This window comes from Bacillus sp. FSL W8-1141 (assembly GCF_038593205.1).
Taxonomy (GTDB): domain Bacteria; phylum Bacillota; class Bacilli; order Bacillales; family Bacillaceae; genus Bacillus; species Bacillus altitudinis.
In genome coordinates, this window is the sequence record NZ_CP151973.1 from 2,640,413 (window position 1) to 2,658,880 (window position 18,468).

Sequence of the window (18,468 nt, forward strand, 5' to 3'; positions counted from 1 at the left end):
GTATGAAGTTACACCGTATTATAAAACGTTTTTTCGTGAAAATCAAGAAAGCTTTTCACTTTTCTTTTCCAAATGACTAGGAACAAATTGAACATGCTGTTCCTGAAACGAATGAGAAGGGAATACCTCAACTCTTTCTTGAAAAATATTTTGAATGGTTTGCACCATCGAGTGACCTGTATCATCTGTAAATAGGTCAATCTTTTGTGGCGCAATGGATACAAGCGGTGCAATCAACTGCGAATCAATATACATTGGATGCTCTCTTACAAACTGTCTGTCTATGTATTGTTTTTGATCACGCTCAGAAGCGTACCGAAATTCCCAAATCATCAGGCGGTCCTGATGCACAACATGTACTTTTTCAAGCTTAGGTTCTCTTGACATCACATAGTCTCGAAGGGATTGAATAAAGTTTTGATATTCTTGTTCCATTTTATATTCTTCAATGGATACTTCAACATAGTTCTTCAGCCTTCTGTCATACGCTGAGAGCCTAAATGTCATAAATGAACCAATGGAAAAAACACCTTTCTGTAAAGAAATCGTCTCAAGCTCTTTTTTTAACAGATCCTCCCTCGGTGGGTCTTGATGAATTCCAGGAATATCATCTAGATCCCCTTTCATGATGCTATGGGCGATTGAAAGAATTTGGTGCTGCTCTTCTGGATCTTTAAATAAGTATGTGTTTTCAAGGATGCTGCGCATGCGTTCATTTTCTTTGCATTCCAAAAAAAAGTGAATCAGTAATGTCCGCACAATGTGCTCTATGGCTTCTCCTGATTTCTTCGCTTCTATGAGAAGCCGGTCTTTCCCTTGTTGAATCGAAATGTGATGCCGACTGTCCAAGTGTTCAGCAAGATGTAAAAAAGCGGCGGTATCATATTCATCTTCAAAGATTATTTCAAGCATGTTTGTCCCCCCTAACGACATCTGTTACATATATATGGGGGGAACATAAAAAATAGACGCCTAAAATAAATCAGGCATCTTTCTTTTTAAAATCAGTGGCACTGAGATAAAGATCAAATAAATCAAACAAACAATCGCTAAGGCGGCATAATTTCCGCTCACAAAGCTTGATCCAAGGACATTTAACGCCACAGTACCAGGTATTAACCCTAAAAAAGTCGCCGCCGCAAATGCACGATAATTCGCACGTGAAGCTGCTGCGGCATAACTGACAAAATCAAAGTGAATGGGCGCAATGCGTAATAAGAGGATATAAAGAAATCCATGCTCTTGAATACGGGACGTCACCGCTTTTAGCTTCCGATTGCTTGATTCGGTTTCCTGCTTGTTTGAACGGAAGGTTGAGGCAAGCAGGAAAGATCCTGTTGCACCTGCTGTCGCACCAGCTAAGGCATAAATGGTCCCAAGGACACTGCCGAATGCCAAACCTGCTGCTAGCGAAAAGACGGTGAGAGGGACAAGCACAAATGGACGAAAAAGTGATAAGAAAAGAAAGACAAAGGGAGCTAGCATCCCAAATTGAAGAATCCAATTCTTCACATCTTTCGGCGACAGTTGAAAATGCTGTTTGTTGAGCCACCATAGCACAGCAGCTAGGACGCCAATCACGAGGAAAAGCAGCCATTTTCTTTTATTCATTTCATCCGCTCCCCTTCACGTGACCTATCTTTTTATAAATGACGGCGATTTTCCCCTTCAAGCAGAACTGGTTCAGCTAGGTAGAGAATACGTTCCATTAATCGAGCTGCCTTCACCTCTTCTTTTTCCCCGCGCTGTGAGTACGTAAAGTGATGCTTTAACTCATTCGGTGAGAAATTAGAAGAGAAAAAAGTCGGCAGCTGCTCTGCCATGCGGTATTGCAAGATTGTTCCTAAAAGTTCATCTCGTACCCAGCTTGTCATCGACTCTGCTCCAATATCATCAAGCATTAAAATTGGTGTTGATTTGACCATATTCAGCTTCTCTTCGAGTGTATGATCAGCTAACGAATTTTTTAACTCTCTCACAAATTCAGGCACGTATACAAGGAGAGATGGATACTCTTTTACCGCTAGCTGCTGCGCAATCGCTGCCAGAATAAATGTTTTTCCGACCCCAAACTTTCCATGTAAATAGAGGCCTTTTCCCTTACCTGTTTCATCATAACTTTGCAGGAATTGACCTACTTTTTGAATGACTTCTTGTCTTCCAACCACATTTAAATCAGCAAACGTCGCTTGAAGAACATTCTGTGGAATGTACATACTTTTCATAAGTTCTTGCTGTTTTTTCTGTCTATCAAGTCGCAGTTTGACAGGACAAGGGGAATATTCAATATCAATGCTCTGACCTTTGATCACAAGCTTCGGGTGATACCCGTCTAAAATGACATTTACATTCTCTTCCTCTAAGCAGTAAGAACAGCCCTTTGATTGTTGTACATATTCAAAGAGCCTATTCAAGCTGCGATTGATCATGTCTTCTTGGATGTCCTCTTGATGCTCCTTTAAAAAAGCTTTTACATCTTCATCAGCTAGGACACTTTCTTTAATCTGATTGTATCTCACGCGAAAATCTACCCGCCCTTTTAGCTGATCAAATGAACGACCGATCGGTTTCATCTCCATCTCACCTCACATTAATGTGCATTGTACTTTTTCATATTATTAAACTGATCTAACAATTTTTCTTTTTCTCGTTCGAGGTCCTCTGTAGACAAGTTATCTGTCTGTTCTTTTGGCTGTTCTTTCGTTTCAGCTTCTTTCATCCAGTCAGGCAGCTTCTCCTCGCGGATCACTTTTCCTGACCCATATGATTGACGCTTATTTTTTTGCTGCGCCCATTCTGTCATTTGCCTATTCTCTTCTTTGGCAATTTTCATAGCAGCTGCCACTGTTTTGATTTTCTTTCGCACCCAGTGGGCGGCGATTTTCTGCATATATGTTTTGGACAGTTTCATATCGGTTTTTAGCAGTGTATAGTAGATCAGGACATTCATGACCCCAGGCTCTAGCTGCTGCTCAAGCATAATATCTTCAACAATTCTTAAGTCTGCATACGTCGGCTCAATGCCATCTGCCATATCTTTTAGAAGCTCTCTAGGCGAAATATGATCAAGCTTTTCAATCAATTTCGCATCAGGCGCATCTGCACCTGAATTCTGCGTGACATTGTGACGTAAATGCCTTGGCTGTTTTTGATCAATCAGCTTCGGCTGTTCACCTCTGTATTCAATTTGATACCAGTCTCTCGCTGCTTTTCGCAGATCCTCAGTTGATATCATCTGATCTGAACCACAGGCACCTGCGACAATATTTTGCATTTGCAGCGGGGTGATGCCATAGACGACCGCTAACTTCTTAATTGTCTCTTTCACTTGCTTTGTCAAAGCTTTTCTCGGAATCATCATATCCGACATGCCTGCTAACAATAGATCAAAATCAAAAGATTCATCTGAAAGCGGTGCAGGCTGACTTGAGCCAACTGTCACATATTCGTAGCCCTCGTCAAGCGATGACGCCTGATTGATTTCCTCTGTCATCTTGCGCTCTCCTGGCTGCAAGACGTGAAACACTTCTTCAAACGATCGGGAGATGTTCTTTGCATCAGCAGGAACTCCTGGATAAGAAAAATAATCACGAAGCTGCATATATTTTGCTTTCTCTACCCGATGATACAAAAGGACATTCAGCATACCGTCTTGGAAAAATTCATCCGGTCTCAGCGGCGGCACGAGCTCATATGTAAACAGTCTGCCTTCTTCCGTTTCCTGTTCATATGTGCGGAGTAATCCGATCGCTTCAAGCTTTAAGCGCTCCTCAAAAATATCATTTAAATTCGTTTGCAGCATCACCATCAGCTGACGGTGAGGTGCGGGTTTCCCCCACATTCGATTTTGTTCCAGCTCTCCCCACAGCGTCATGTATAAACTGAAAGCGGACATGCCAATAAGCGGCTGATATAAAAGAGTTATAAGCTGTCTATCGATGTCACCGAGCAATGAAGCGCTTTTGACGACATACGGATCGACGGCTAGCACTTCCTTCCAATGCTCTGTCATATGCTGATCCTCCCTTAATACGGTTGTCTTCATTGTACACTCTTTTCGCGTTTTACGCTTTACGCAGGAAAAAGAGCATGAAGAATCTTCAGCTCTTTTTTAGCGTTCTTTCTTTAATAAATCTTTTAATTCATCAATAAATACATTGATATCTTTAAATTGACGGTATACCGAGGCAAACCTGACGTAAGACACTTCATCAATTTTCGCCAGCTCGTCCATCACCATTTCCCCTACAAGCTCGCTTTTCACCTCTGACATGCCTTGGTTACGCAATTCCTTCTCGATGTTAAAGCAGACATCCTCGAGCTGTTTTAAAGCGACAGGACGCTTTTCACACGCTTTAATGAGGCCTCTCAGCATCTTTTCCCGGCTGAATTCTTCTCGAATTCCTTCTTTTTTCACCACAATCAATGGCAATTCTTCTAATTTTTCAAACGTCGTAAAGCGATATTGACAGCTTTCACACTCTCTTCTCCGACGGATGGACTTCCCTTCATCTACTGGTCTTGAATCAAGCACCCTTGTGCCAAGGTGCTGACATGTGGGACATTTCATTTCATCAGCTCCGATCTCTTCTTGGAAGTTGTTTGTCTAGTTCTTTATAAAGGGACAAAACAGCCTTTTGACTGTAGCCAAAGTCTGTTGGCAGTGCTGTTTCTGTTGTCACATTAAAATCGACAGCTGTTTCAAAAGGACGAATTGAAATGACAGTCGCCACGAGAAAAGCTTTTTTCGGCGTTCGTATGTTTGCGCTGATTTCACCTCGTTCTGCTGAAACAGATGTCACTTGATAGGAATCGTTTCTTAAAAGAACGGCTTCTACCGCTTGGAAAACTTGAGTTTGTGTCGATTTGTAGTAATGGCTTTTCAGCTCTGACACTGGATGATGGTCAGATGTTTCTGTATGATTTGAAATGAATCGTTTGAGCTTTTGTCCTAAAGTCATACACATATCCCCTTTGTCATAAACCCTCTTCTTTATTTTATAAAAAAAACCTTTGTTTTCCTAGAACAAAAGTATAGACAGGTTGGATCATGCTGGATGCCCGTGTATGGAACAAATATAAAAAGGAGCATAACACAAAGGCATTTAATGCTTTTGGCCAGCTCCCATTGCAATCTTTTTTATGTTTACAGTGCTTTGGCTTGCGCCTGTTTCACTTGTACAGGTCCCATGCCTCGAGGAATTTCGATGTTTTCTCTTGTTTCAGCACCTAGTTCATCTCCGATATGATCTGCTGCAATATTCGGATCTAGATCGCCGCAAGTATAAACATCTATGCTCGCATAACCATGTTCAGGAAAGCTGTGAATTGTCAGATGAGATTCAGAAATAATGACAACTCCACTTACTCCTTGAGGTGCAAATTTGTGAAAAGCAACCTCTCTTACTTCAGCTCCTGATTTCAAAGCTGCATTTACAAACGTTTTTTCAATAAAATCCATGTCGTTCAGTTTATCACAGTCGCATCCCCATAACTCGGAGATAACGTGACGTCCGATTGTTTCCATCATGGACCCCCCTTAAACAAGAATGAAAGAGTGAAGTTCTAAGCAGCCGGACCGGACATATACCACGGGGGAAAGTTAGTCCAAAGAGGTCCTAACCCTTTAAGTATACCCGAATGAGTCTGCGAACAAGAAGTTCACGAAAAATAGTATACTTTGTTTAGACCCATTTTGCAAGCTGTGTTTTTAGTGGGATTTTCTCTCATTTCTTGAAAAGGGACGTTCATTCTTCTTCATTTCAAACAGCTGAAAGCTCTTTCATCTGGGAACCAACAAACTTTACAAGATCAACCACTCTGCAAGAATAGCCCCATTCATTGTCATACCATGCAAGAACTTTTACTTTTCTGCCTTCCATCACCATCGTTGTAAGTCCATCAACGACAGCAGAATAAGGGTTTGTGTTAAAGTCTGTGGAGACAAGTGGTTCATCTGTGTAATCTAATATGCCAACAAGAGATGTTTTTGAAGCCGTTGCAAAGGCAGCATTTACCTCTTCTGCTGTGACATCTTTTTTCAAGTCGACCACAAGATCAACCATCGACACATTTGAAACCGGTACGCGAAGTGCAAGTCCATGTAATTTCCCTTTCATGTGCGGCAGCACTAAAGAAAGCGCTTTAGCGGCACCCGTCGTCGTTGGAATGATGGACTGGGCACATGCTCTTGCCCGGCGCAAATCCTTGTGGGGGTTGTCGATATTTTTTTGATCATTTGTATAAGCATGAACCGTTGTCATTAAGCCGTTGTCGATGCCAAATTCATCATCTAACAGCTTGACAACTGGTGCTAAACAGTTTGTTGTACAAGATGCATTTGAAATAATGACATGCTTTTCAGGATCAAGATCATCCTCATTGACACCCATCACAATTGTAATGTCTTCATTTTTACCTGGAGCTGTGAGTACGACCTTTTTCGCTCCGGCATCTATATGGCCCATCGCTTGATCTTTTGAATTAAATTTCCCTGTTGCTTCGATCACGATATCAATCCCAAGCTCTCCCCATGGAAGCTGCTTCGGGTCTCTATTATTGAGCAAAAGCACTCTTTTGCCATTGACAATCAACGCGTCATCTTCTGCTGTCACATCGCATTCGTAACGTCCATGATTTGTGTCATATTTAATTAAATGTGCTAGCGTTTCGGCAGGATAGCTTGCGTTCACCGCTACAATTTGAATTTGATCATCAAGCATTGCTTTTCTGAAGACCATGCGTCCAATTCTGCCAAACCCATTGATCGCTGCTTTTACCTTCATGAACAGGTCACTCCTCTATTATGTGTTATACTCAATAAATTTATTTATGAAATTAGTATATCACATTAGAATGTAATTGCCAGTATATAAACGTATATTTTCAAAAAAGGGCTGTTCTTTGCAATGAAATTGACGAAAAAAGCATAAAAAAAGAAGAGTACTGTATGTACTCTTACTTATCTGTATGTTCCCATTCGTTTAATATGTTCTCTAATTGCTTTCTAATAAAAGCAAGATCTTTTGTGTTTTCTATCACGCGGTCTGCTTTTTGGCATTTTTCCTCAAGAGGCTGCTGGGAGTGAATGCGATTCAGTGCTTCTTCCTCGCTCAGGTCGTTTCGATTCATGAGCCGCGACAGCTGCAATTCAGGCGTCGTGTACACAACGATGATGCGGTCGACTAGACCTTCCAGCTTGCTCTCGAATAGGAGCGGGATATCAAGCACAACGAATGTTTCATTGTTGCTCACCCCTTCATCACGCTGCTCGAGCATTTCCTTTCTGACTTCAGGATGAACGATGGCATTGAGCTTTTTTCTTTTCTCTTCATCAGAAAAAATGATCGCTCCAAGCTGCTGCCGGTTCAGTTCACCATTTGGCAGAAGAACCTCTTCACCAAAAGTTTGAACGATTTGATGAAGGGCAGCCGATCCTTTAGAAACCGCTTCTTTTGCAATGATATCAGCATCCACCACCCGAATGCCTTTCTCTTTTATCATCTGCGAGACTGTGCTTTTTCCGCTAGCAATCCCGCCTGTTAATCCAATGACGAGCGTCAATTCGTTTCCTCCTTTACAGCTTCCACACCCCAATTAAAATGAGCAACAGCCCTGGTAAGCATGCGAGTTTATCGATCCAGCGCCAATTGGCCAAATAATGACCTGCACGCAGTCCGATGCATACAAAAAGAGAACTCATCACAGCGACCGTGATGCTCATGACAATTGGAGAAAAACCAAGAATCGCTGCACCAATCCCTGCACCAAATGCATCGATGGATAAAGCAATTCCAAGAAGCACCGCTTCCATTCCATTAATGGTGCCAGAGCGGTCAATATCTGCACTTGTAGGCTTTCGTAAAATATGAATGACAAGCCCAAGAGACTGCACTTCTACATTGAGAAGTGTTTTTTCATGAAGGAGCAAATCACGCTCTTTCGCTGGTTTATAAAATTGATACAGAACCCAAAGTCCGATGGCAATTAAAATGCCTCCACCCAGTTTATCTGTCACTGAGACAGGGAGGAATGTCGTGAGCAGGCTGCCAATCAGCATGGAAATGAGCAACACAATTCCTGAACAGCAAGCAATAATAACGATGGCTTTAAATGGAATCCTCATCTTGCGAAGACCATACGTAAAACCTACAGAAAAGCTGTCAATGCTGACGGCAATAGCTAAAAACAGAAGCGAAAACGAAATCATACCTGTACTCTTCCTTTCTGTTCATGCAACGATGATCAAGAGTCTCTAGGCGTCCTTAGACTCTTCTTCACTATATGAAGAGCAGGTGGGCTGTGTGTCAGTCTACACCTTGCTGAAAAAAGAATGTTTTTTATCGTATGCATGGCAAAAAGGAAGCATGCTGACGGCTTACCTTTATGAAGGGCGTTTTTGGCAGGTCACACAAAAATGGGTGCCGCGCCCTCCCACCACTGTTTTCTCTATGATACTGCCGCACGTCTGGCAAGGTTCTCCCCGCCGGTCATATACAAGAAGCTGTAATTGAAAAGTCCCAATATCACCTTGTGAATTGATGTAGGAGCGAATGGTGCTACCTCCTGCATCAACAGCCACTTGAAGCGTGTCAATAATATGTTTGTGGAGCACCTTGCAAGATGCAAGACTTAGCTGATTCGCTTTTGTTTCTGGATGAATACCTGATTTAAACAGCACTTCATCTACATAAATATTACCGAGGCCAACCACGATTTTTTGATCAAGTAAAGCCGTTTTGACTACGCGGGAGGTTTTCTTTAATTGCTCCCATAAATAGTCTGGTGTAAATGAATCTGAAAAAGGTTCATACCCCAGCTGTGATAGCGGAAGTTCTTTTTCTTCTTCGCCTGGCTGAAATAGATGCATCGTCCCAAATTTACGGACATCATGGTACCGAAGTTCGGTACCGTCTGTGAACGTAAAGACGACGTGTACATGTTTATCATAAGGCTCACCAGTTTCATGTACACGGTATTTCCCTTCCATTCTTAAATGGGAGACCATCACATAGTGGTCTAAATGAAAGAGTAGAAACTTCCCTCTTCTTTCAATGGTTTGAATGGTTTCTCCTACCATCCTTCTAGCGAACTCTTCCGGTTCCCCAGGACGTTTGATGATATTTGGCCATTTGATATCGACCGTTTCAATCGTTTTTCCTTTGACTAACCGTTGAAGAGTGCGCCGGACGGTCTCAACCTCTGGTAATTCCGGCATGCTCCTCGCTCCTTTTTCTCTCTCTTTATTTTGCGTCGTACCAAGATGGGCCTGAAGCGAAATCGACTTTTAGCGGCACATCGAGCTGAAGTGCGTTTTCCATGACTTCAGGGACGATTTTTTCTAATATGGCGATTTCTTCTTTTGGCGCTTCAAAAATCAGTTCGTCGTGCACTTGCAATAACAGATTTGCCTGCAGATTCTCTTCTTTTAACTTTCGTGCCATATCAATCATCGCTTTTTTGATGATATCGGCAGCACTGCCTTGAATCGGTGTGTTCATTGCCGTTCTTTCCGCAAAGCTTTTCACATTAAAATTACGGCTTGTGATATCTGGGATATATCGTCTGCGTTTAAGAAGCGTGGTCACATATCCTTTTTGTTTTGCTTCCTGCACGATGTCCTCCATATAGGTTTTCACGCCTTTAAAGCTTGTTAAATAACGTTCAATGAAGGCCGCTGCTTCTTTTCTTGTAATCCCAAGGTTTTGAGACAGTCCATAATCACTAATTCCATATACGATTCCGAAGTTGACAGCTTTGGCCTGTCTTCTCATAGAGGAAGTCACTTCTTCTTCTGAGACATGGAACACATCCATGGCTGTTTTCGTGTGAATATCCATATCTTGCGTAAAGGCTTCAATCAAGTTCTCATCTTGAGAAATGTGCGCGAGTACACGCAGCTCAATTTGAGAATAGTCAGCTGCAAACATGAGCCAGCCTTCTTTTGACGGAACGAACGCTTGACGAATTTTTCGGCCTTCTTCTAAACGAATCGGGATGTTTTGAAGGTTTGGGTCTGTTGAGCTTAGTCTTCCTGTTTGTGTAAGTGCCTGATTAAATCTTGTGTGCACTTTATGCGTATCTTTGCGCGTCACTTTCATTAAGCCTTCCACATAAGTGGATTGCAGCTTTCCTATTTGACGGTAATGCAGAATGGACCGAATAATTTCGTGCTTATCTTCAAGCTTTTCAAGGACATCCGCAGACGTAGAGTAGCCTGTTTTGGTCTTTTTGATAACCGGCAGTCCTAATTTTTCAAATAAAATCACACCAAGTTGCTTCGGTGAATTGATGTTAAATGTTTCTCCTGCTAACCGATGAATGGTTTCTTCATATTCCTTCAGCTTCTTCGTGAGTTCTTCACCCATTTTCTGAAGACGTTCAACATCCACTTTTACCCCAAGAGATTCCATTTCACCTAAGATGAGGGCAAGTGGCAACTCTAAATCTTCATACAGTTCATGCTGATCATTTTTTTCTAACGCTTCAAGGGTCAAATCATGCAGCGCAGAGATCGCTGCTGCTTTTCTTCCAAGATGGTCTTTTAGCTCTTCTTCAGATGGAATCGCCTGTTTCGCTCCTTTTCCGTAAACTTTTTCATCGGAAAGGGCTATGTTCAGGCCATATTCCTTCGCCACACTTGCAACGTCCTCATAAGATTTCTGCGGATTGACCACATAGGAAGCGAGCAGGACATCGTTATCGACACCTTTTAGATCAACATCATGCCATCTAAGGGCAACAACCGCTCTTTTGGAATCAAAGACCCATTTCTTCTTCGTTGCATCCTGTACCCATTGTTTAAACGCTTCAGATTGCAGAGCATCTTCTTTTGTCATAAAAAATGCACCGTTCTCATTATGGATCGCAAACCCTATCAAATCGGCTTCGTGATAATTGTCTCCTAGCTGTTCTACCACAAGTGCAGCGTGATCTGTCAGCATGTCCTCCGTGACATCTGTCATTTTCTTCACGTCTAGTTCGTCTATTTCTACTGGTTCATCTGATTCTGGCGCTTCTCCTAAACGCTCTAGCAGCGTTTGAAAGCCCAGTTCTTTATAAAGCGAGATGACCTGCTCCATGTGAGGACCTTCATAGGCGAGCTCTTTGCTTGACACATCTATTGGTGCTTCTACGAGAATCGTCGCCAGCTTTTTACTCATCACCGCTTGTTCTTTATATTCTTCAAGCTTTTCTTTTAGCTTTTTCCCGCTGACTTCGTCAATATGATCAAGCAGATTTTCAAGGCTTTCAAACTGCTTTAGTAATTTAATCGCTGTTTTTTCACCGACACCAGGCACGCCAGGGATATTGTCTGATGAGTCTCCCATCAGCCCTTTCATGTCGATGATTTGATCTGGTCTGAGGCCATATTTCTCTTCAATATGGGCCGGAGTGTAATATTCTACTTCTGTGATACCTTTTTTCGTAATGGCTACTGTTGTATGATCTGTTGAAAGCTGCGTTAAGTCTTTATCTCCTGAGAAGATTTTGACCTCAAAGCCGTCCTTTTCTGCCTCTACAGCCAGTGTGCCGATAATGTCATCCGCCTCGTATTGCGGAAGCTCGTACCTTTTCACTTGATAAGCATCTAATAGCTCACGGATGAACGGCATTTGTTCTGATAGTTCTGGCGGAGTTTTTTGTCTTCCGCCTTTATATTCCTTAAAGGTCTCGTGACGGAAGGTGGTTTTACCCGCATCAAATGCTACGAGCATATGAGTCGGCTTCTCGTCTTCCAGCATCTTCATTAAGATCATCGCAAAGCCATAAATGGCATTTGTATGTACGCCTTTATCATTGGATAATAGCGGCAAAGCAAAAAAGGCTCGATAAGCGAGACTGTTTCCATCCACAAGTACTAATTTCTTTTGATCTGTCATCTTTTAATCCTCCATCGACTGAGCCGGCTCAGCCGTCTCTTTCGCACATTGTATGTTCATTTTATCAAAGTTTATTTTGAAAAGAAAATAGACGAGCCTGCATAAAAAAGGGACGAAAACAACAAGTGTTTTCGTCCTTCCAAAATTGGCTCCTTGGATGAAGGGGTTCCTATTCATCCTACCAATGATTGATTAACAAAACATGAATTCATTGTAAAGATCATGTAAATTTTAACGCCACTTTCCATTCTTCTCTATTTTGACTTTAAACTCACGGTAAACGTCGTCCCTTTGCCTTGTTTGCTATGAACAGAAATCGTTCCTTCATGTGCTTCGACAAGGTGTTTGACAATGGCAAGACCAAGCCCTGTACCGCCTGAGTTTCTACTTCTATCTTTATCAATTCGATAAAATCTCTCGAATATTCTTGGAATCTCACTCTTTTTCATACCGATCCCTGTATCTGCTACATCAAATTCATAGCTGTCTTTCCTCTGTCTTGCTGTGATCGTGACACTTCCTCCCTCTGGTGTATAGGTGAGGGCATTATTGATCAGGTTGAGGAAAATTTGTTTTAATCTCAACGGATCTGCCATGACATAGACCGGCTCTTTCGGAACACGCACTTGTAGGTCAATGCCTTTTTCAGCAGCCTTTTGTTTTAGCAGTACTTCAATCTCTTGAATGATTTCTGTCGCATTGGCTTCTTGAATATTCAGCTTAAAATGCTGCTGTTCAATTTTCGAGAGATCAAGTAAGTCTTGGATGAGCGTTTCTAAACGAATACTCTCTTTTAGGATGATGGACAAAAATTGTGTCAGCGCTTCTTTATCGTCAATGGCACCATCCAGAAGTGTTTCAGAAAAGCCTTTAATTGACGTGATCGGTGTCTTTAATTCATGTGACACGTTAGCGACAAAGTCTTTTCGCATCTGTTCTAGCTGCTTTGTTTCTGTCACATCATGAAAGACAAGAACAATCCCTTTCCATTCATCGTCTGTACTTAAGATCGGAACACCATCGACTTGGAAATAACGGCGCTCGATGTCAACAGCGAGACGTAAAAACTTTCGGACCTTGGTTTCTGTCATGAAAATTTCGTCTATTAACTCAATAATCTCTTCATGGGTAAAGGCTTCATGATACAGCTTGTGCATGTAAATATGTTTTTGCACTTTGAATTGCTTGCGGAATGTTCGATTGACTAAGTGGATATAGCCCATTTTATCAATCAAAATGATCCCCGCTCCAATGTTTTCAATGACTGTTTGCAGACGATCTCGCTGCATTTCGCCAGCGCTTGTCATGTCTTGAAGACTTTCTGCCAGACGCTTCATTGATGTATTGAGTTCACTTGTTTCAATGATCAGCTCTTCATAGTTATTTGTATCATAGTTCCCTCGTTCAAGCTGTTTGGCCACCTTTGTGGCATAATCAATCGGCTTTACATACTTCATCGACATGCGATAGCCAAAGAAGACGATGATAATGATGGCCGAACCAAGACAAAAGGCTAATGCAAGCCAGAGCTGACCATCAATCTCATTCAAAGGCTGGAATGAAGCATGAAGAAATAAATATCCCGCCGGTTCGTTTTGTTTCATCATTGGGACTGCATAATGAAACAGCGCATCCTTCTCATCCTCAATGAACGTTCCTTTTGTTTGGAGCTGCTCACTTTTCAGTGTGTTTAAAATGACAGCCCTTTGTTCTGCTTGACCCGTTGTATGTATGATATTCCCCTTCACGTCCACAATCGACGCATTCATATCGAGATGCTGCTTTGCTTGATTGAGAATCTTCTTGTTTTGCTCCGCATTCAAATCTTCAACATTCATAGAAGAAAGGAGAAAACTCGATTCCTTTTCCATTCGTTCGGTTAATTTTGTTTCATAGAAAATATGAAACATATGATCCAAGAAAAGACCAAGCGCAACAAACACAATAAACAGGAGAAAAATGAGCCCAGAAAAAAGGCGGGTTCTCACTTTACTCATTTGGCTTTGGCTCCTCCAATTTGTAGCCTAAGCCTCGAATGGTTTTAATATATGTTGGTTTTTTCGTGTTCTTTTCAATTTTGTCCCGCAAGTGGCTGATATGCACATCCACAATACGAGTATCACCTGCAAAGTCATAATTCCAAACCGCACTTAACAATAGATCACGCGTAAGGACACGGCCTTTATGCTTAGCCAAATAAAGAAGCAGTTCAAATTCCTTTGGCGTAAGCTCTAGACGTTCTTCTTGGAAATAAACTTCGTAATGTTCAGGTAAAATGCGTAGGTCTCCAATTTTGATTTGGTCTGCAATGATCTCTTCCTTCTCTTCTTGCACGGGAGCCGGCTGAGATTGCTGTGCTCTTCTCAAAATGGCTTTTACCCGAGCACCCACTTCTCTAGGACTGAAAGGTTTTGTCATGTAATCATCGGCTCCAAGTTCAAGACCGAGCACCTTATCAAATTCATCGTCCTTTGCTGTCAGCATTAAAATAGGGAACATCATTTTTTGAATTCTCAGTTGTTTGCACACTTCAATGCCGTCCATTTTCGGCAGCATTAAATCAAGCACAATCAGATCAGGCTGTTCACTTGCTGCTTTTTCAAGCGCTTCTTCTCCGTCTCTTGCTGTGACGACATCGTAGCCCGCCCTTTCAAGGTTATAGCTTAGAAGTGTTACAATTGATTCTTCATCATCCACAACTAATATTTTTTTATTCATGTTGTGCCTCCAATTAGTGATTTCCCCTGCATCCGGTTTTTTGTATCTTATGTGAAAAGCGAGAAGTCATGCTTTCTCTTTCATTTTAACGAAAGCTTAACAAGAGAACAATTTAAAATTTCGACAAGGTTGGCTTTGTAAACAAAAAGAAGACTCCTCATACGAGAAGCCTTCTTTTTTATTCATATTAAGACAATACTTTCATGACGTTCTTTACAGATTCAACAGAACGGTCAAGCTGACTTCTTTCTTCTTCTGTCAGCTCAAGCTCGATGATCTGCTCAAGGCCGTTTCCACCTACGATTGTTGGAACTCCAAGGTAAATGCCTTCGTAGCCATATTCACCTTCAAGGTATGCAATCGTCGGCATGACGCGACGTTGATCTTTTAAGATCGCCTCAACCATTTCAACGAGTGAAGCAGCAGGTGCATAATACGCACTACCGTTACCTAATAGGTTGACGATTTCACCGCCGCCTTTTCTTGTTCTTTCAACAATTGCATCAATTCGCTCTTTAGGAATTAATGTTTCCAGCGGGATACCGCCTGCGTAAGAGTAACGTACAAGAGGAACCATGTCGTCCCCATGTCCACCAAGAACAAAGCCCGTCACATCTTTCACAGATAGGTTTAATTCTTGAGCAACGAACGTACGGAAACGTGCTGTATCAAGAATTCCTGATTGTCCGATGACTTTTTCTTTTGGTAATCCTGATTCTTTATAAACTGCATATGTCATTGCATCAACAGGGTTTGTTAACACAACAATGATCGCTTCTGGAGAATATTTAACGATTTCACGTGTCACACTGCGCATGATTTTTTCATTTGTTGACACGAGGTCGTCACGGCTCATTCCCGGCTTTCTTGCAATTCCTGCCGTAATGACCACGACATCAGAACCGGCTGTATCTTCGTAGTTAGAAGTTCCTGTAATATTCGCATCGAAGCCTTGAACAGGACTTGCTTCCAGCATGTCAAGTGCTTTCCCTTTTGTCGGGTTCTCAAGCTGAGGGATATCCACTAATACGACATCCGCTAATTCTTTTTGAGCTGTTAGAAATGCTGTAGTTGCTCCAGTAAAGCCTGCTCCGATGACAGATACTTTTTTACGCTTGTTTGCCATTTCCTTTTTCCCCTTTAACTTTAAAGTTTAAGAATCAAGACAAGTTTTTGATGAGCTCGTCAGCAAACTCAGAACATTTCACTTCTGTTGCACCATCCATTAATCTAGCAAAATCGTACGTGACGACTTTAGATGCAATTGTTTTTTCAACAGATTGAATCACTAGATCAGCAGCTTCTTGCCATCCAAGGTGCTCAAGTAAAAGCACGCCTGATAGAAGAACAGAAGATGGATTCACTTTATCAAGACCAGCATATTTCGGTGCTGTTCCGTGAGTCGCTTCAAAAATAGCGTGTCCTGTTTCGTAGTTGATATTTGCACCAGGTGCGATACCAATTCCACCAACTTGTGCTGCAAGTGCATCAGAGATGTAGTCTCCGTTTAAGTTCATTGTTGCGACAACATCGAACTCAGCTGGACGAGTTAAAATTTGTTGAAGGAAAATATCTGCAATGCTGTCTTTGACAATGATTTTGCCAGCAGCTTCTGCTTCACTTTGCGCTTTGTTTGCCGCATCTTTTCCATCTTGTTCTACAATACGATCATATTGTGCCCATGTAAAGACTTTGTCGCCAAACTCTTTTTCAGCCACTTCGTAGCCCCAGTTTTTGAAGGCTCCTTCTGTAAATTTCATGATGTTTCCTTTGTGAACAAGCGTCACAGATTTACGGCCTTGGTCAATCGCATATTGGATCGCTGCTCTGACAAGACGAGATGTTCCTTCTTCAGAAACTGGTTTGATTCCGATACCTGATGTTTCTGGGAAACGGATTTTATTCACACCTAATTCGTTTTTCAAGAAGTCGATTAACTTCTTCACTTCGTCTGATCCTTTTGCATACTCGATTCCTGCATAGATATCTTCAGTGTTTTCACGGAAGATGACCATGTCTGTGTCTTCTGGACGTTTCACAGGAGATGGTACACCTTTGAACCAGCGAACTGGACGTAAGCATGTGAATAAATCAAGCTCTTGTCTTAGTGCCACGTTCAATGAACGGATTCCTCCGCCAATTGGTGTTGTCAGTGGTCCTTTGATCGCGATTAAATATTCACGAATGTCTTCAAGTGTTTGCTCTGGAAGCCACTCGCCAGTTTTATTGTAAGCTTTTTCACCTGCATATACTTCTTTCCAAGTGATTTGCTTTTCACCTTTATATGCTTTTTCTACAGCTGCTTCAAGAACTCTTGATGCTGCTTTCCAAATGTCAGGACCGATTCCGTCCCCTTCGATAAACGGGATAATTGGATTATTTGGTACATTCAATACGCCGCCAGTAACTGTAATTTTTTCGCCTTGTGACAATGATATTACCTCCCAGGTTATGTAGTGAATATTTGAAACTTCCAAGCTTGATGTCTGCAAGCCAAGAAGTTTTTCACGTGATTCGTTTTTTGTTGATATGGAGGCTGATTGGTTTAGATGGATCAGCCTCCGCTATTCTATAAACATTAGTCTCTTTCACTGATCGGAACAAACGTTTGAAGATCAGGTCCAATATAGTCAGCTCTTGGACGGATCAGACGGTTGTTGTCATATTGCTCTAAAATGTGAGCAATCCATCCAGAGAATCGGCTGATCACGAAAATTGGTGTAAACAAGTCATGATCAATCCCAAGACTGTGATAGACAGAAGCAGAATAAAAATCAACATTTGGCGGAAGATTTTTCTCTGATGTCACGATTTCCTCTGCGCGCACAGACATTTCATACCATTTTGGCTCGCCCGTGAGATTTGTTAAGCGCTGGCTCATTTCTTTTAAATGTTTTGCACGCGGGTCACCCTGGCGGTAAACGCGGTGGCCAAAGCCCATAATTTTCTCTTTCTTCTCTAGCTTACCATGAATATAGGAATCTACGTTTTCAACTTCGCCAATTTCTGAGAGCATCTTCATTACGCCTTCATTCGCGCCGCCATGAAGTGGTCCTTTCAATGCGCCGATAGCCGCTGTTACACCAGAGTAGATATCTGATAGTGTAGCAACACATACACGTGCTGTAAATGTCGATGCGTTTAATTCGTGATCCGCATGTAGAATGAGCGCTTTATCAATCGCTTCAATTTCTACTGGTGAAGGCTCTTCGCCGTTTAGCATATATAAGAAGTTTGCAGCATAGCTGTATTCTTCTTTTGGCTGTACAGGCTCAAGTCCCTTTCGAATACGTGAGAATGCAGCGACAAGTCCAGAAATTTTCGCTTGTAAGCGAATGGCTTTTCTGTAATTCGCTTCTTTGTCCATAATCTCTGATTCGTCATCAAGTAAACCTAATAAGGATACCGCTGTACGAATCGCAGACATTGGATGAACCCCATCCAGCGAATAAGATTTAAAGTGCTCAATGATCTCTTGCGGAATATGAGCATTTTCATTGAGCTGCTGCTTTAACTCGCTTAGCTCCTGCTCATTCGGCAGCTTTAAGTGCCATAACAGGTAGACAATTTCTTCGAAAGTCGCATTTTCAGTTAAATCATCGATATTGTACCCTACATAAGTAAGAGTATCATCAATAATTGAGCTTACGGATGAAGTTGTTGCCACGATACCTTCAAGACCTCTTGTTGCTGTCATGTTCAATCTCCCCTTTTTAAAAAGATTCCCCTTCGTTGCAAAATTCTCGCTTTTTGAAAGCGCTATCCAACCAAAATAGGCTGGCAGGTTTAGAAAAGAAAATGCTTACATTTACCTATACGGTTAGAGCGCTTTTAGCCTCATATCTCGTGTTAGATCAATGAGTTCAAA

At 41.8% G+C, this 18,468-nt stretch carries 17 protein-coding genes; all 17 read right to left on the reverse strand.

What is annotated here, in order from left to right; genetic code table 11:
- Positions 1–42: 42 nt before the first annotated feature.
- On the reverse strand, positions 43–912 hold the full coding sequence (ytxC, locus tag NSQ52_RS13545; protein WP_039168873.1) for a putative sporulation protein YtxC: 870 nt from the start codon (positions 910–912) through the stop codon (positions 43–45).
- A 60-nt stretch (positions 913–972) separates the two neighbouring features.
- A complete protein-coding gene (locus NSQ52_RS13550; RefSeq protein WP_058336551.1) occupies positions 973–1,611 on the reverse strand; it encodes a TVP38/TMEM64 family protein in 639 nt (212 codons plus the stop codon).
- A gap of 32 nt (positions 1,612–1,643) precedes the next feature.
- On the reverse strand, positions 1,644–2,573 hold the full coding sequence (gene dnaI, locus NSQ52_RS13555) for a primosomal protein DnaI (protein WP_008346034.1): 930 nt from the start codon (positions 2,571–2,573) through the stop codon (positions 1,644–1,646).
- Positions 2,574–2,590: 17 nt separating this feature from the next.
- Positions 2,591–4,012: a replication initiation and membrane attachment family protein gene (locus NSQ52_RS13560; protein ID WP_017367826.1), complete on the reverse strand. Its 1,422-nt coding sequence runs from the start codon at positions 4,010–4,012 to the stop codon at positions 2,591–2,593.
- Positions 4,013–4,111: 99 nt separating this feature from the next.
- Complete coding sequence (gene nrdR, locus NSQ52_RS13565) at positions 4,112–4,570, reverse strand: transcriptional regulator NrdR (RefSeq protein WP_003216720.1); 459 nt, start codon at positions 4,568–4,570, stop codon at positions 4,112–4,114.
- Positions 4,571–4,574: 4 nt separating this feature from the next.
- Positions 4,575–4,961 carry a cytosolic protein gene (locus tag NSQ52_RS13570; RefSeq protein ID WP_096881727.1) on the reverse strand — a complete coding sequence of 129 codons (387 nt, stop codon included), beginning with the start codon at positions 4,959–4,961 and terminating at the stop codon, positions 4,575–4,577.
- A gap of 185 nt (positions 4,962–5,146) precedes the next feature.
- A complete protein-coding gene (gene speD, locus NSQ52_RS13575) occupies positions 5,147–5,527 on the reverse strand; it encodes an adenosylmethionine decarboxylase (protein ID WP_003216492.1) in 381 nt (126 codons plus the stop codon).
- Positions 5,528–5,762: 235 nt separating this feature from the next.
- On the reverse strand, positions 5,763–6,785 hold the full coding sequence (locus NSQ52_RS13580; RefSeq protein ID WP_342473458.1) for a glyceraldehyde-3-phosphate dehydrogenase: 1,023 nt from the start codon (positions 6,783–6,785) through the stop codon (positions 5,763–5,765).
- Between the two features lie 172 nt (positions 6,786–6,957).
- On the reverse strand, positions 6,958–7,563 hold the full coding sequence (coaE, locus tag NSQ52_RS13585) for a dephospho-CoA kinase (RefSeq protein WP_024718656.1): 606 nt from the start codon (positions 7,561–7,563) through the stop codon (positions 6,958–6,960).
- Positions 7,564–7,576: 13 nt separating this feature from the next.
- Positions 7,577–8,209 (reverse strand): sporulation membrane protein YtaF, encoded by a 633-nt coding sequence (gene ytaF / locus NSQ52_RS13590; protein ID WP_007501684.1) that lies wholly within the window; start codon positions 8,207–8,209, stop codon positions 7,577–7,579.
- 174 nt (positions 8,210–8,383) lie between these two features.
- Complete coding sequence (mutM, locus tag NSQ52_RS13595) at positions 8,384–9,217, reverse strand: DNA-formamidopyrimidine glycosylase (RefSeq protein ID WP_007501686.1); 834 nt, start codon at positions 9,215–9,217, stop codon at positions 8,384–8,386.
- Positions 9,218–9,242: 25 nt separating this feature from the next.
- Positions 9,243–11,882 (reverse strand): DNA polymerase I, encoded by a 2,640-nt coding sequence (gene polA / locus NSQ52_RS13600; protein WP_342473459.1) that lies wholly within the window; start codon positions 11,880–11,882, stop codon positions 9,243–9,245.
- 254 nt (positions 11,883–12,136) lie between these two features.
- Entirely contained in the window at positions 12,137–13,879 is a 1,743-nt protein-coding gene (locus NSQ52_RS13605) for an ATP-binding protein (RefSeq protein ID WP_017358268.1), read from the reverse strand.
- On the reverse strand, positions 13,872–14,600 hold the full coding sequence (locus NSQ52_RS13610) for a response regulator transcription factor (protein ID WP_007501691.1): 729 nt from the start codon (positions 14,598–14,600) through the stop codon (positions 13,872–13,874). Before NSQ52_RS13610 ends, NSQ52_RS13605 begins: the two co-directional genes overlap by 8 nt.
- 187 nt (positions 14,601–14,787) lie before the next feature.
- Positions 14,788–15,726 carry a malate dehydrogenase gene (mdh, locus tag NSQ52_RS13615; RefSeq protein ID WP_007501693.1) on the reverse strand — a complete coding sequence of 313 codons (939 nt, stop codon included), beginning with the start codon at positions 15,724–15,726 and terminating at the stop codon, positions 14,788–14,790.
- Between the two features lie 34 nt (positions 15,727–15,760).
- Positions 15,761–17,032 (reverse strand): NADP-dependent isocitrate dehydrogenase, encoded by a 1,272-nt coding sequence (icd, locus tag NSQ52_RS13620; protein WP_024424789.1) that lies wholly within the window; start codon positions 17,030–17,032, stop codon positions 15,761–15,763.
- A gap of 146 nt (positions 17,033–17,178) precedes the next feature.
- Complete coding sequence (gene citZ / locus NSQ52_RS13625) at positions 17,179–18,297, reverse strand: citrate synthase (RefSeq protein WP_342473461.1); 1,119 nt, start codon at positions 18,295–18,297, stop codon at positions 17,179–17,181.
- Positions 18,298–18,468 lie beyond the last annotated feature (171 nt).